At 48.4% G+C, this 16,076-nt stretch carries 10 protein-coding genes; all 10 read right to left on the bottom strand.

The genetic code is table 11. The features are described 5' to 3' along the window. Positions 1-2: 2 nt before the first annotated feature. The 10 genes from fliD to PHT49_03865 all read right to left on the bottom strand — a co-directional run bounded on the left by fliD (position 3) and on the right by PHT49_03865 (position 16,046). The gene (fliD, locus tag PHT49_03910; GenBank protein MDD5451019.1) at positions 3-3,464 is read right to left on the bottom strand and encodes a flagellar filament capping protein FliD; all 3,462 of its coding nucleotides are present in this window, start codon (positions 3,462-3,464) and stop codon (positions 3-5) included. 83 nt (positions 3,465-3,547) lie between these two features. Next, positions 3,548-3,943: a flagellar protein FlaG gene (locus PHT49_03905; GenBank protein MDD5451018.1), complete on the bottom strand. Its 396-nt coding sequence runs from the start codon at positions 3,941-3,943 to the stop codon at positions 3,548-3,550. Positions 3,944-4,131: 188 nt separating this feature from the next. Beyond that, positions 4,132-5,559 (bottom strand): flagellin, encoded by a 1,428-nt coding sequence (locus PHT49_03900; GenBank protein ID MDD5451017.1) that lies wholly within the window; start codon positions 5,557-5,559, stop codon positions 4,132-4,134. 498 nt (positions 5,560-6,057) lie between these two features. Continuing rightward, a complete protein-coding gene (locus PHT49_03895; GenBank protein MDD5451016.1) occupies positions 6,058-7,341 on the bottom strand; it encodes a glycosyltransferase in 1,284 nt (427 codons plus the stop codon). A gap of 324 nt (positions 7,342-7,665) precedes the next feature. Further along, the gene (locus PHT49_03890; protein MDD5451015.1) at positions 7,666-8,073 is read right to left on the bottom strand and encodes a GxxExxY protein; all 408 of its coding nucleotides are present in this window, start codon (positions 8,071-8,073) and stop codon (positions 7,666-7,668) included. A 144-nt stretch (positions 8,074-8,217) separates the two neighbouring features. Continuing rightward, positions 8,218-9,819: a glycosyltransferase family 9 protein gene (locus PHT49_03885; GenBank protein MDD5451014.1), complete on the bottom strand. Its 1,602-nt coding sequence runs from the start codon at positions 9,817-9,819 to the stop codon at positions 8,218-8,220. A gap of 49 nt (positions 9,820-9,868) precedes the next feature. Then, positions 9,869-10,492, bottom strand: coding sequence for a hypothetical protein (locus tag PHT49_03880; protein MDD5451013.1), 624 nt, complete (start codon positions 10,490-10,492; stop codon positions 9,869-9,871). A gap of 526 nt (positions 10,493-11,018) precedes the next feature. Beyond that, positions 11,019-11,687 carry a hypothetical protein gene (locus PHT49_03875; GenBank protein ID MDD5451012.1) on the bottom strand — a complete coding sequence of 223 codons (669 nt, stop codon included), beginning with the start codon at positions 11,685-11,687 and terminating at the stop codon, positions 11,019-11,021. Beyond that, the gene (locus tag PHT49_03870; GenBank protein ID MDD5451011.1) at positions 11,687-13,594 is read right to left on the bottom strand and encodes a DUF115 domain-containing protein; all 1,908 of its coding nucleotides are present in this window, start codon (positions 13,592-13,594) and stop codon (positions 11,687-11,689) included. The genes PHT49_03875 and PHT49_03870 overlap by 1 nt, the downstream gene beginning before the upstream one ends. Continuing rightward, positions 13,587-16,046, bottom strand: coding sequence for a glycosyltransferase (locus PHT49_03865; protein ID MDD5451010.1), 2,460 nt, complete (start codon positions 16,044-16,046; stop codon positions 13,587-13,589). Before PHT49_03865 ends, PHT49_03870 begins: the two co-directional genes overlap by 8 nt. Positions 16,047-16,076 lie beyond the last annotated feature (30 nt).

Genomic DNA, 16,076 nt, shown 5'->3' with positions numbered 1-16,076 from the left:
TTTTAGTAAAACATCGCGGTCATCTGGGAGGACAACCAACTGCTTACAGTCTGAAGTCGACCGATTACCTGTTCCATGGCCACGAACTGGCTGATCATCACATCCATTTTGCGGTTCAGGCTTGCCTCCATTTGCTCGATCTGGGTCTCAAAGCTGTCAATGCTGTCTTCAAGGGAGGTCTGTTTGTACGTCACGTACCCATCAGTGGCATCGGTGATAAAGCCAAGCTGACGTTCCAGCAAATCTGCGATCCCCAGGGTTAAGGTAAAAGTTGTAGTGGTGGTGCCGCTGCCCGTATAGTTAATCGACAAACCGTCTGCGTTGTTGCCATCACTATCCAGATAGAGCGTTTGTCCGCTCCCCGTGGCGGTCACGCTATTGATCGTTCCGGCAACATCTTTGCCGTAAACCTGCGTGGCATCGTCCAGTCCCAGGGGGTCCGAGGCGCTGGACTGGGAGACCACAATGATATGCCCGGTGCCGTATGTATTATGAGTCAGGATCAGCTTGTTTGCGTCGCCGCCCGTACCTTCGGATGCGGTAATGGTCATGGCGTAACGGCCTTCCTGGCTGCCATCCGCTCCGGTGGGATCCACGTCAACCGTGCCGAAATTCAGGGCGTCAAGCGCCGTAGTATCGATGGAAAACGAAAGGTTGCTGTCCCCGGCTTGCGTGTCGGTTATGACTAATTTTCCATTACTATCCAGGGCAGCGGTCACCTCGTCTTCGAACATATCTTCGATAGCTTCAAGAAGGTCTCCTACGGTTTCTGTAGTCGCATCGCTGATCGTGTAACTCCCGGAAACACTGATTCCGTTCCGTCTTGTCCCGGAAAACGTGATGACATCATTATTATCGCCGCCCACACTGGCATCGTTAAACAAGGTCGAGGAGGTGACACCGGCGTTTGCGTTATCCCCCTTAAGTTGCTCCGTGTATTCTTCGCCCAGCTCCGAATTGATGGCGTTGACCACATCGTCTATATCCATACTATCGGTAAGGCTCACATCAGCCACCCGGCCGGTGGCATAATCCGTAATGGTCACCGTTACCGCTTCCCCTAACGTCGCGGCGAGGGCTTTCGAGCCGGTGACAGTGGTGCGGGTGCCGGCCTGGGTGATATTTACATCATAGGCGCCCCCTACTGTATTATTTGTATGCCCGACATACTCCAGATTGGAATTTGGTGACGAGCCATGGGCGATAAAAAGCTTTTTTACATGATCAAAATTCGCCTGAAGGGCAGCGGTCAGGTCTTCGTCATCAATGGTCATCAGGGCATCGTCATCCAGCGAGACTCCGATCAGAGGCAACCGGTTATAGTCGCTGGATACCCCCGTGACTGTTTGCGTGATGGTATTTATCAATTCAGACTTTATAGAAGACAGTGTCCCGTCCCCAAAGAGAATCCCCCCGACCTTTTCATTCTCCTCATCATAGTCGAACTGGGTATTTATGTACTCCATGATCGCATTATAGGCATCGGCCACAGCATTGATTTTTTCCTTTATGGCGCTAATATCCCGTTCTATTTTGAGGGTAACCGTGGTATCAGCGCTTTCCCCTGCAATATTCAGGGTCGTACCTTCTATGATGTCAGTAATAGTATTGGATGAGTTGGTTATGACCACATTATCGACCACGATCTCGGCATCTTCCCCGGCAGCTATCTGCATGGATCGGCCTTCCGTGGTCATGGAGATCGTTCCAAAATTAAGGGTGCCGCCATCCTCGTTGTTGGCAATAAGAGATAGAGAAAGTTGGCTGTCTCCGGCCGTGTCATCGGTAATTGTGATTTTCCCGCCGGAAACGCTGGGAGTGGCAGTCCTTGACGTCTCACCAAAGGCGTCATCACCGGCATCTCCATCATGAATCTTATTCAAAAGATCCTGTATTGTATTTGTGCTGGCATCAGCAATCGTATATGTAATAGCGCTGACTGTTGTTCCGTCTCCCCTTGTCCCTGCAATGGTGATGGTGTCGTTGTCTGAAATATTGTTACCAAATGGCTCGGTACCGCTGAAAGTAAGATTGGTGCCGCCGTACGTCACATTGCTGATACTGAGCTGGCTGCTGCCGGACTGAAGATCTTCGAGAACCAGTCTGCCGTCGGAATCAAAATACGCATCAACCTCTGAAGATCCACCATACTGGGTTTCCAGCCAGCTCAAAAAGTTGCTTAAAGTTTCTGTATTGTCGTTAATGGTGTAGGTCTGATCAACCGCGTTGCCGTCATGGTCCGTTCCCTCAACCCGTATGGTGTCAAGATTATCTATATCATTAGCGTCCCCCCCCGTATTAATCCAATTCCACTGGGTGCTTGCCGAGATATAGTCGCTGCCCTGGGCTGAAATCTCCTGATTTTTTTGATCCCCGCGCAGGGCGCCCGTGAAGATCTCTGAGAACTTTGTTGCAGCAGTTATAGCCGCCCCGCCGATGGCATAAATCGCATCTCCTGAATGAACCTCCTGGACTGTCCCGTATGTCCCTTCAAGAATGCCCAGCGTCTGAAGGACATTGCCGTTGTCGGTAAAAGAGGTGGTGCCGCTGATATCTATCCGGTATTTAGTCTCCCCATCCACTTCTTCCGAGACAACCTCAGCCGAAATGCCCGCGAGCGCGTCTATCTTTTGCGCAATCGTCGTCAGTGATTCGGTAGCGCTGGATAGATCAATACTAACGGAGTTTCCACCTATTGTAACATTGGTGGCCCCCGGTGCGCTGGTCAATCCTAATAGTGTCTTGACGGCTCCGTAGGAACTCGTAAACAGGTCGCTCTTGGCGCCGTCGCTGGTCGTATTCTTGATGGTGGTTGAACCGCTGATAAAACCCATTTCCTCAAGGATGTTATCACCGCCATTATAGGCCCCCTCGAGTACACTGAGTCCGTCCTCTCCTGTCTCATCGCTCCTCAGGACCAGGTGATAATCTGTAGAAGAGTGTTTGACAATACTGGCAGTAACTCCGGTCGGCGTCGTCCCCGTATTGAGGGCATTGATCTTGTCTTTGATGTTTGCCAGGGTATCGGTGGACGCGATGCTGACCACCTTTCCCGATATTAAGATATCCCCGGACAGAGAAAGGGCCGTATCTGTGGCGGCATAGTTCTTTGAGGAAATCTTTTCCGACTGAGCGAGATTATTGACCTCAATGTTATAGGTCCCGGGAGAGGCCGTGGAACTGGTGGAAACCGTCAGCAGATTGGAGGCTGCGGTGCTTGTGTTGGACGTGGTGGTTGAGGAAAACACCTTAAAGGCGCTCTCGGTGCTTAGGGCGGTAGATGCTGTTTTAAGGGCCAACAGCTTCGTATTCACACCCCGCCATTCGCCAAGTTTTGACTCATATTCACTTTTTCTATTTGCGACCAGGTCAACTCGCTTATGCTCGACCGCTATCAACTGGTCAACCATAGATCTCCAGTCAAGACCGCTGATCAATCCACTTATTAACTGAGTGCCGGCCATGAAAAACTCCCTCCCCGCTGTCCATTAACCATTTCCCGTTGACCGCCTTCACACGGCAAAAAACAACCCATGGACATTCTATACTATCCCAGTGTTTTATTTACCAGCATGCCAATGCTCGACCCGATCCTGGAAGAAAGGGCTGCCATTTCCTCCGGCGGTATGGTACGGATAATGTTCCCATCGCTGTCCAACACCTTTACGGTCACTATCCCTGCTTCCTTGTCCGGAATGAATCGAAGACTGAAGTCCATGTCCTCCATGAAACGGTTAATATTTTCGGCTACTTTCCTGATGGCCTCTTCGTTTCCTTTAGCCACCTTTCTGATAAGTTCCGACTGCGCCGGTTCAGCGTCTCTTTTCGGCTCGGGCGATGCCGGCGTTTGCTTAGTCTTCGTTTCTTCCGCATTGAAGCTTATCATGGGAGCGCGCGGTGGTGGATTAGCAACTGCGCTTGCTCTCACTTCGATGATTTCCATCTCAGCCTCCCAGTAACCGTTCACCGTTATTGTTCGTTGACCGTTGACCGTGAAAAGCCCCAAAAACGTCTTTTTCGGTGAACCGTTAACGGTGAACGACACTATCGGTGAACGCTTCTTACACCAGCTCCGGCTAAAAGGTAGGGGAAGGAGAGGTCTCCTCCCCCTACATGCCAGGTACTAACGACCTATTGACCTATCAAGCTGAGGATGCTCTGCGGAGCCATGTTGGCCTGTGCCAGCATCGCGGTACCCGCCTGGAGCAATATCTGGCTCTTGGTGAACGAGGTCATCTCGGCCGCCATATCCACGTCCCGGATGACCGATTCAGCCGCCTGCACGTTTTCAATGGTCGTGGCCAGGTTGGCAGCAGCATAACTCAACCGGTTCATGGCAGCGCCGACATCGCCTCGCCTTGAAGACAGGGTGCTGATGGCGCTGTCAACCAGGTCAAGCATGCTCTGGGCTTCGGTTGCAGAATCCAGGTAATCATATGACAAGCTTAACCCCGTGGTTGAAGTAGCCCGCAAGGAGCTGATAGTAAACGAAAGGCGATTGTTCGTGTCATTATCAGCCCCAACCTGGAACGTGGACCCGCTGGATCCGGAGTCGCTCACAATAAAGGTTACACCTTCAAGATCGTTTTCCGTGTAGTCTGTTCCAAGGGAGAAGGTAATACCCAGGGTGCTGAAATTCAGATCCGCTGCCGTACCCGGGCTTAGACCTGAAACCGTCTCCGTAACCGTGCCGTTTCCTATGGTAACCGCGCCCGTGCCTGCCGTGGCAAAGGTGTAGGTGCCTGTCGTAGCCCCTTCCACAGTCAGGCTGGTCAGGCCGGTGTCCCTAATCACCATCTGCGAAGCGCACCAAGCCGCCGAACCAACACCACAATCAATGGTAAGGGTTATCCCGAGGTTGGCAAAGGTTACCGTCTCGGTAGATGTGGCGGCAAAGTTTATGGCGGTATATGTCTCCGTCACCGTGCCATTGCCTACGGTCAGAGAAGCCGTGCCCGCAGCAGCGAAGGTCCATGTCCCCGCGCATGCTGTAAAACCGGTAATGGTAACATCCATGTCCGACATGCCTGTAGCGTTTGCATTACATACAATAGAGTATACATGGGTAATATCCCCGTACACCCTGACATCATCCGCGCCTCCGGAGTATGTCCCGGCCGTTTTGGAAGACCCGAACGTCCCGTCCAGAAGGGCAGTGCTCCCGTACTTGGTGGCCTGGGCGATCCGGTCGATTTCCGAGATGAGGGCGTTCCCCTCCGAGTTTATCTTTGTCCGCTCACTGGAACCCACGTTTGCCGAGGCGGCCTGTGTAGCCAACTCTTTTAAACGAGTCAGCATGTTACCGACCTGGTCCATACCACCTTCAGCCACCTGCAACAGCGCCGAGGCCTCAGTGGTATTTCGGGAAGCCACCTTAAAACTGGCTATATTTGCCCTGAAACTTTGAGAAATGGCCAGACCGGCAGCATCATCGGCTGCCCTGTTGATGCGGTAACCTGAGGAGAGTCTTTCAAGAGATTTTGATAACTGTGCATCATTGATACTCAACATGCGATGAGCATTCATCGCGGTAATGTTGTTCGCGATTCTAAGTCCCATAGTCTTAATCCTCCGTGAATTTTTGGTTCCGAGTTGCGAGTTCCGGGTTACGAGTTATTGTGTTTAACTCGTCTCTCGTCACTCTCAACTCATAACTATTTTGGCATCCTTGCCATGTGCTTAAACCAAGGACAATCCTGCGAGGACTGCCCAACTCCCTACTTTTTCATCCCCCCTTTCTGCTTGATTTAGTGTTTTTTCCGCTTTTCTTTGATATGCTTATCGGAAGGCAAGGGGGATCACTTGAATTTTTTTAACAATTTAGATTTTTGGATCAGGAACTCAGGAACTCATGAAAAACAAAACAACCAGAAGCCGAACTGCTGAAAATCGATTTCTCAAAAATACTTTCATGGTAACAATTTATATGAATAAATCTGGAAATCAAAAAATCAGGAATGGAACAGCATTTTTTCCTGAGTTCATGAGTTCCTGATTATCTTATTTTTTGATTTTCTGAGTTTCAGATTAATAGCCTTTTCTGAATGCAGGACGGGTTTAAACACCCAAGGTATTACATTCTTTCTCTAAGTGTGCCTTTGCGGTCGGGTCATCAGGGTTGATAGTCAGGACTTTTTGAAAAAACTGCGCCGCGCTCTGTGCATCTCCATACGTGAGAGATATTTCTCCGAGCAGGTTGTAGGCGGCAACAAGGTTGCCCCCGGTTTTGATTTCCCTCTCCAGGGCGCTTATGGCGGCATCAGGCATATTCTTTTTCAAAAACAGGATTGCCTTATAATAATTAATGCTGGGGTAATTCTCCTGGATAGCTGAGACGTGTTCTATGCTTTTCAAGGACTTATCCCAGTATCCGAGGGCAAAACAGACCTGGCCGAGGAGAAAAAAGATGGCCGGATGCCTGATACCATTATGGATTCCCTTGTCCAACACAGAAGCGGCCTCGTCATAGCATTGCCCGGAATAATAAATCTGCGCCAGGTTGTGACACGCCCCGAGATGATCCGGTTTCCTCACAAGAACCCATGAATATTCCTCTCCGGCTTCCTTTCGCCGGCCGAGTCTGTCAAGGGACAACCCACGGTTGAAGCGCAGTTCGACCATTTCGGGAAACAGCGCCATGCCCCTGTTTGAGACCTCCAGAGCCCGGTCAGGCATCCCGATATCCAGGTATTGATCCGCGAGACCCTTATAGGCCACCGGGTCGTGCGGATTGTCTTTCAGCCTTTCTTCACCGAGTTTCAGATATAATTCCTGTTTGTGCCTTATGCGATCTTCTCTGACCTTGCCGTAGTGATGGATGGGAATGCCCGTATTGAAAAGGGTCTTTTTTGCCTGCTGAAAGGATTCTGTTACAGTCTCATGGACTTTTCCGGTAAAATATATATCAGGGTCGTTCCTGAAGAGGCGAATCAAATCATTGGCTATAAAACCGGGATACCCCCTTCCTTCTTCGTAATCATCCGGATTGACTGTGACATTGGCCAGGTTAAGGGTGCTCTCATAATTTCTTAGAGTAAACAGGAAGCCGTCTGCATTTGTGGAAGAGAGGAGCGTCTTGATCTTGTCCCGATCTCTCTCTGCGATAACTTCATCTGCATCCATAACCAATATCCAGTCCCCGGTGGCATAAGAGATAGACTGGTTCCTGTGTTTGCTGTAGTCATTCTCCCAGGGGTGGTGGTGTACCTTCGCCCCGTAGTCCTTCGCGATAGCGACGGTCTTGTCGGTTGATCCGGTGTCCACAATAACGATCTCATCAACCAGGATCTTGACACTGTCCAGACACTGAGAAAGAAAATCCTCCTCGTCTTTTGTGATCATACATAATGAAATAGTACCCATCCGATCTCCATATATTAAATCTGGAACTCAGGTCGTGCCACAGGCAGATTCGCCCAGGCGAAAACTCATAAAAAGAAAATACAAAAATCTCACTTCAATTTGGAACTCATGAACTCATGAAAAACAGAGCAGCCAGAAGCCGAACTACTGAAAATCAATTTCTCAAAAATACTTTCCTGGTAACAATTTATATGAATGAATCTGGAAATCAAAAAATCAGGAATGGAACAGCATTTTTTCCTGAGTTCATGAGTTCCTGATTGAAGCCTTATTTTCCTGATTTCCTGAGTTCCTGATTAAAAATCATGTTTCACCGTCTTCGAAAACTGCTGTTTTATCCTGAATAAATTCACGACCAACTCTCTTTATTGTCAACGGCATAGAGGCAAAATTAAGCAACAGGCCGCTTTCCGCCTGGGTTGCTTTCATGTAGGAATGTACTGTAGCAAAATGGATATTCTCCAAGGCTTTGATCGCCTTGAGTTCAACAACGACAGTTTGGGCAACTAACAGATCCAGGCGGTGCTCCCCGACTATCTCTGCGCGATATATAATCGCAATGGGTTTCTGCCTTTCGTAGGGAACTTTTAGAAGGTCTAGCTCGATACAAAGGGCTTCCTCGTATATTGATTCCAGAAAACCCGGCCCAAGCTCCCGGTGTACGGCAATAGCAGCAGCAATAATCTTTCCGGTCAAATCCTTGTCATCCATCGGTCCTTTCTTTCCTGAGTCACTGGTTGTTGGCCTTAATTTCCTCATTTTTCGCCCAGGCGAATCTGCCTCAGGCACGACCTGAGTTCTTGAGTTCCTGATTAGCCTATTTGTTCTTCCTGATTTCCTGAGTTCCTGATTGGCTCATTCATTCTTCTTGATTTCCTGAGTTCCTGATTCAAGAATCGTCTTAAATTTGTATTGAATTAAATCAATAATAGTCACATAATCCCCCGCTTCCATCGCCCGGCAGGCCTCGTTCAGCGCCGGAGCCAGGAGCTGAATCATTTCCGGACTATTATCACCGGACTGTCGACCTTTCACAAACTCCACAAACCTGCCCAGGCGATCAAAATACTCAGGTAAGGTCTCCAGAAAGCCTTCTTTGTTTCCTTCATAGAATTCCTTGATGATATTGTCCCCTCGTTGGACCAAAGCGCCGGCAGCGGACTCCAGGATGCTTCCGCAGCCCAACTCTCTTCCCGGTTCTCTGGAAAAAAACAGACCGGATTCTCGATGTTCTGAATTGACGTTATCTATGGGGACTAGAAGCTGGTCATGACCGGGCTGCGTGAGTGTCATATATAGACGGACGTCGTCGTCCGGCCAAGAGAGAGGGGTGCATGGATATCTTCTCATTGCCTCGGCAATCTCTAAAGCCCCGTAAACGTGTTCAGGGGTAATTGCCTTTCGGCATCTATGTCCGGAAGTACAGTCGCCCGGATTCAGACATGGCGCACAAGGTTCGTCTGCGTAAAGCACGAGGTGTCCTGTCCCATACGGACCGGTTTCCCAGGGGTAGGCCGTGCCGTATAAAAGGGCTATAACCGGTGTCCCCACTGAAGCGGCCATGTGCATGGTACCGGTATCTCCGGTGATTAAATACTGACACCGTTCAAGCACCCCGCCCAGGGTCTTGAGAGTCGTCTTTCCGATCAAATCAACGACATGGCCCTTATCCTGGCCAAGGTTGTCCAGCACTGCTTCGGCCAAATCCCGCTCGTCCTCGCTTCCAAGGAGGACAACCTTTTTTTCCTTTGCCTTGGTCAACCACCTGATGACCCGTACATAGTTTTCCGCCCCCCACTGGCGGAATGAGCGCGCGGCACCCATCTGCACAGCGACGGGCGACTCGTCCTCCCCTACGCCTCCTTTTGTAAGCAAGACGTCTGCCTCCCAGCGATCTGTTTCCTGTATATAAAAAGCCATGTCCCCGCAACCGGGCGGCACGCCGGATATGTGACAGGCCCAATCAGCCAGATTTCGCCGGTTGGCCTTCCGATTCGTCCGTATTATGTCGAAGAGCGCTTTCGACGCCCCGTCTTCAAAAATAAATCCACACCCGGGGCAAAAAACTCCCCCCCGTATTTCATCTGCCCCTATCAGCCCGGCCACAATGCCGCCAACCTCGTACTGCCGGTTGACGATCAATTGAAAACGCCTCTGCCTTAATTCAGACAGGAGATCATAAGTTTGATTGTATATCTTCGCGTAAGATTCAGGCCTATTCTTCAAATACCATCGATATTCTTTTTCAGGAATGGAAATAATTTCATCTATGTTGGGATTATCTGACAGCAAACCGGCCATGTCCCGTCCGGTGAGGAAGGTAATTTTGCCGGCCGGGTATTTCTCCTTGAGACCTTGCAACATCGGAGTCAACTGGAGTACATCTCCAAGGCGATGGGTGCGGATAACCAAGATATCCATAGCAAATTCTGCCTCACAGATAGATCCGGATTGCATGGAATTTGTTGATACCTCTTAATTCCATCGCTCGCCCAAAGGCCCGGTTTTAGCTTAATGCTATTATTTCATAATTCGAATAATAATCGATCTCCAACTCGTACATGGCAATAGCTCCCGTCGGCAAACTGCCAATGTCGATAGGCCACGTCCTGTTAAGACCCAAATCTATCTGCGACGCAACATTACATTCATCGGCCCAAAGCGGCCTGGCTTCAATTGGCGCTAAAATGAAGCCGATATTATCCGGCGTATCAAGATCAAGCTCCTGCAAATCCAGGTTACCGTATAAATCGGTTTTCTCGTCACAACTTCCAAGGCATACCCAATCATCTATGGTCCCGATGTCTATCTTCATCTCAAAATCATTGATGTTCCCGTCGATAAGCCTGTCATTAAGGGGTTGTCCTAGACAGGCATAGTTCACGCGTTTCCCTATTTTTCTGGAGTAACATTGGAACCAGAAGACCAGGTCTGCACCCTTTAAATCGACGTCGCAGCCACGGATCTTACCGCGTATCTTCATCCCCCGCATATTGGGATAGAGTAAGGTGGGATATAGGGAAAGCGGGCCTATCCACCCAGGTATCTGCCTCACGAAGGCAAAAAAAATCAGCGACAGGCTGCCAAACCCGGGATGGCTATGGTTCGCATCCAGCCACCATGGACCCACTGAAAAAAGAAAGCGGCGCCCCCTGCTATCGGCTTTTGAATAGCTTGCGTAAGCTATAATACCCTCCCCACATATTCTGTCCCAACCTGTATATGTGTACCATGGGAAACCTTTAGAGGATTCTAACCTATAACTCCTACGCAAGGTGGTCTGTGACCCTATAACGGAATAGGTCGTTTCACCTATTTTCAACTTTTCCATATCTTCAGTAATTCCTCCATAATACTTTAGGTGTTTGAAAACGCCCTACATTCAGAAAAGGCTGATAATCTGGAACTCAGGAACTCATAAAAAGAAAATACAAAAATCTCAGTTTAATCAGGGACTCACGAACTCATGAAAGAACAGAGCAACCAGAAGCCGAACTGCTGAAAATCAATTTCTCAAAAATACTTTCCTGGTAACAATTTATATGAATGAATCTGGAAATCAAAAAATCAGGAATGGAACAGCATTTTTTCCCTGAGTTCATGAGTTCCTGATTGAAGCCTTATTTTCCTGATTTCCTGAGTTCCTGATTAAAACGTCATTCTTTCATTTCCTCCAACAGGCGAGAGACTCCGTCACACAGGGTTATTCTGCCCCTCCCGGCCAGGTCATTTTTAGCAAAGGCGGGGTCGCGGGAATCTCTTCTATACCTGAAAATCAACTCTTCCAATATATGTTCCACCTCTCTATAAAACTCCGGATGAAGCCCTGTGGCAGAAAGAAACTTCCGATAAGAAACAGGTTGCATACTGCCTTCACTAATAAAATTCTTTACGTTCAGAACGCTTGTTCCCACGACTAAATTCACCCTGCCGTCATTTAAAATACCGGTCAGGTCCACGCACTCCAGAGCCGCCCGGAAGAGTTCAGGTTCAGCCTCGACGATTAATAACCGGCTGAACGACCTGTTTCTTTTAAGGAGTTGGGAAATATGATAGCCAAGGCCGAATCCCAAAACAACAAAACTACCACAGACATCTACCACCGATGCCGCCCATTGTTCAGCTTCCTGTCCGGGACTTATCCGGCTATGAATATAGCGATAATGCCCTTGTCCAAACAACTTTCCGGCCGTTAAAAGCCCGTCCACGGCCGGCAATAGTTCCCAGGACAGGCCCACGCCGACTCCTGACATCCTCGCGCCCAGATCCCGGTCTTTGCTTGCCAGAAGGGCAAGGTTGCTTTCTAAAAACCCGTGGGCCGGCATCAATTTTTCAAGGCTTCAGAGACAAAAGTCTCGGCCTCGCTGAGTGAATCAGCGGTAGATACAAAAAATTGCCCGAGCACTCCAAGCCATTCTTTTATCATGAGCACCTGTGCCGATCGCAGGCAGTTCTGATCCGAATATATTTCAGGCAGAAAATTCAACCTGTTGGCGAACCACACGAGATGAGGTTGCAGTGTGTGCAGCATGATGTCGTTGACGTCTTGATCTTTCAGATAAGAGTTCAATAAATCGAGAAACTTTTGGGCAATTCCGGTAAGGACATCTTTATCAATCTTTGCCCCTTCATACATGAAAGGATGTATCGTTGTTTTTTGCGCCAAGCGGGTTTCGTCATGAAAATCCTTAAATACTTTGATTAAGCCCTCCAGGGTTTCCCGCGTTCCCCGTATCCGCGGCAGGAACTGTTCGAGTTCCTTTTTAACATCAATATCCCTGTAAAAATTCGAAATCGTTTCACTGATAATCGAATTGGAATGGATTTTATCCCGGCAGTATTTGTCAATAGCCTCCTTAAAGGGCATGACTCTGGCCCCCCGAATTTTCGCGCCCCCTTCCGTTGCGTTGATACATAGCCCTTTGTAGGATTTTATATCTTCCTCGTGGTGTGACCTGAATATCTCCCATGCCCTCGATGTCTTGACAGGCCTTCCGTTGTTCCCCTCCACTTCCAAAACCTCTTTATGGTAATATTCATCACGTTCCCCAAAAGGCATCTCTTTAACATGCGTGTCGCCATCCTCTGCAAAGGCCAGGTCCTGTCCAATCATGATAATCGGATCGCAACCCAGCGCCTCAGACACCTTGAATGCCATATTCGATACCGCAGGGCCAATGGACAGCGAGCCCTTATCCTGATGAAGCCAATCAAAGTGAGAAAAGGTTCTATTAACAATAAATTTTCCGCCCTTAAAACTGTCAAAGGCCCTTGGCCTGACCAATGGACAGATAGCCAGATAGATACCTTCCAAATCCTGCACATCTTCAAAAAAGTATTCCGTCCCGTCCGTCCTTTCGAGGGAAACTACAATATGGGGGCGGATGTCGCGTTTCATTAACGGCACAAGACTCGCGTCACAACAAACGATCAGAGCCCGTTCGCGAATATCTTTTAACAGATGAATGTTCTTATTAAGAGAAGGGCCGGATGCTACTGTAACAGCAGGCATTCCCTTAAATTTGTCGTATAACAGTTTGATTCCGGGGTTGGAGACAATATGTTTAAGGTTGCTGAGCAGGTTATCCATGCCGACGAAAGAATCCGTCGGATCATTACCGGCTAAAATCATCATCTGGCGAAAGGCCTTCTTCGTTGTATTAAGCGCTCTAAGATAATATTCGTTATTTAATAAAATATGAGCCGGTAAAGGAATGATCTTGGTGGACCTCATAAAATTATGTATTCCTTTTTCAGTAATGATGTTCCTTCGAATCTGTGTAAAAGCCTCCTCAGGATCACGACCGACAAAGAGGTGGATATCCGGATGGCTGATTATCTGCTCCAGGTCCGCAAACTGCAAGGCCAGACGGAAGAGTTCAATATCCTCCTCGAAGATTATGATCTTCCTTGCCCCCCAACGATTACCATAAAGTCTGAGAAAAAGGTGGAGGTGATACCCGAGTCCCAGCCCCATAAACACAACAATCGGGGCATGATTGATATTCAATTCTTCGAAATAGGTTTTGCAATACCCAAAAGGGTCGTCATTGTCATAAAGCATTATATGATCCAGATCTCTCTTAACAATAACATTCGGATCCCCTGTTTTTGACTTTATGACCTTGCATTTACCAATTACCTTGCTACTTGCCCTGACTTTGGCGGCAAGATCAGGATATTTCGATTCCAAAATAGCCATGTTTTTCTTAAAAAACATATTGTTACGCATTGACATCTCCTCCGAACCCAACCGCGTTGAGATACCCCGACATTTTTTCGAGTTCTGTTTTATTTGATATCTTATATTGAATAATCTCTTCCATGACCTTCCGGCACAGAGCGGCCATCTCCCCCCTGTTGGTATCGGCAAAGTGTCTGCTCAACTTCGCCAAAACCAGTCCTAGGTCTGCAAAGTCACCGATTATCCCTCCAGGGTCAAGATTTTCTCCCCTCAATACGTCTCCGACCGCGCCGATCGCCCCTTCCCATTCTTCGCACCTGGCGAGCGCATAGATGCCTCCTGTCTTATACCTGATGTTCCACGGGTCTGCCTCGCGAGCGTCACTCAGGCATTCGAGGCCTCTACCCAGGTCCCCCGTTTCCAGTAAAGCCATACCATAGAGATAACAAGCTCTCGCCCAATCCGCCCTGCTCATTGCCTCTTTTATATTCCCCAGACGAGGCTCCAAAATATTGCACACCTCTTCATATTTGCCGCCTGCAAGATCCAACTCCGCTTTCGCCAGATTCAATTCCATCGATTCCGGAAATTTATCGATAGCTTTATTAATGAGCCCTGCCACACTGTTAGCCTTACCAACCGTAGAATATAATTCGACAATTCTTGCCAGGAGCTGAGGATTATCCATGCTGGTCTTATCTAACCACTTAAGAGCGGCATCCAGGTCACCCAGTCTCAGAAAATAAAGAATCCCCCGCAAGGCCGTCTCAGGATCAGAGATAAATTCGAAAGCATTGCGCACGGCTATCTTCTTCCTCCGATCCCTCAATTCGCGATCACACCTTGAATGAGTGATCTTAAACAAGTCATTGCGCTCGATTTTTATCCCCAAGGCGCCGATGGAGCTATCCACGCCTTCAAATGCCCTGCCCTCAAAATGTATTTCGGGGTGATTGGGAAATAACCTTGTAAGGTAATAAGGCTGGTTCATCTGAGGAAGACGCAACATGACCGTCATCTCCTCTTCTTTATCTTCCCACTCGACCTTTATGCAAAAAGCGGTATCCCGCCCTACCGGCAAGATCTGTTTAACTAATGCCAGCTTTATCCTGTCCCGCGCATCTATGAACTCGTCCGCATCAAGGCACAGTATATAAGCGCCGGTTGCCTCCCGAAGGCCGATATTTCTCACCTTTGAAAAATCGTCTTCCCATGGAGACTCGATGATTTTGCCTTTAAATTCCCTGACGATCTCCTTGGTGTTGTCTGTCGATCCCGTATCCACAACGATAATTTCATCCGCGATACCGGATACGGAATCCAGCGCCTTGCGTATGTTCGGCCCTTCGTCTCTGGCAATCATACAAACACTTAACCTTGGCGGTTCCCAGCCATCTTTGTCGATGCAATCAATAACCATAGCATCAAATTTATCATAGCGAAGTTCCCTTGAGCGTTTAAGCAGGGAGACAGCCTTTTCTTTATTCCCATGCAGCAGGTAGGTCTTACCCAATAGAGATAGCGGTTCTCCTAAACGATCTTCAGAAACTGATTCGACATATTTTTCAAGGCACTGTATGGCCTTGTCTGTATCAAAGAGATGGGCATATATGATACCCCCAATCCTGTAAGGTTCAGGTGTGTCAAAAAATTCCCACGTATTTTTCCACGCCTCAAAGAAGTCCCTTGCCTCCGCATATCTCCCAAATCTGCCCAGATTATGCAGCAGGGTGAGATACATCCTTTCCCCGCCAAAACCGGCAGAAAGCCCTTTGTAGTAGCGGTTCAAATCCTTCTTTGTCAAGACGGCGTAAGTAATATAGGTATCCCCGAGTTCCCACAAACTATCCTCTTCAGCCGGATCAAACAATATTTCTCCCTTGAGATACTTCATCTCAAGTTCCCTGGCCTCTGCGGGGCTGTCTTCCTTTGATTCTTCATTACGCTGACACGGATAAATCTGGACCTCCCTTAGAATCTGACTGTTAAATGAAAATAGATCTTCTTTTGACCAGGTCATCATTAATTTTAAAATTTTGGCAAAATACTGGCGACGCACCAACCGGATTTCAACCTTTGACACGTATCTGGAACCTTTGGAGTATTTGTATTGCCCGGAAATTTTTATCCAGCGATAGTCTTCCAGGACATCCGGCTCAACAACATCCTTGACAATCAGACTGTATCCCTGTGCAGGTCCATTGCCGAGTATCTTATCTATCAGCGCATCGGACTGCAGGATGACTTTTTCACCCGCCTTCAAAAAAAGGATCCACTCCGAATTGCACCACCGTTCCAATGACTCTTGTGCCTCGGTTAAAGAAGGCTCACTTTTTACCACCTCCAGACCTTTTTGTTCTGCCAGATCAACACTCTTGTCCGTTGAACCCAGATCAAGATAAATCGCGCGCCGGCTCAACTTCAAGGCGCTGTCAATGCACTCACCTAACAGTCCCTCTTGATCCTTGCCGATGATACATATAGATAACTTATTTTCCATTTTCGCTCCTTTTAGCCGGCATTAAATCAA

Source organism: Desulfovibrionales bacterium (assembly GCA_028715605.1).
GTDB lineage: Bacteria > Desulfobacterota > QYQD01 > QYQD01 > QYQD01 > QYQD01.
This window is presented reverse-complemented; position numbering and strand designations above follow the sequence as displayed.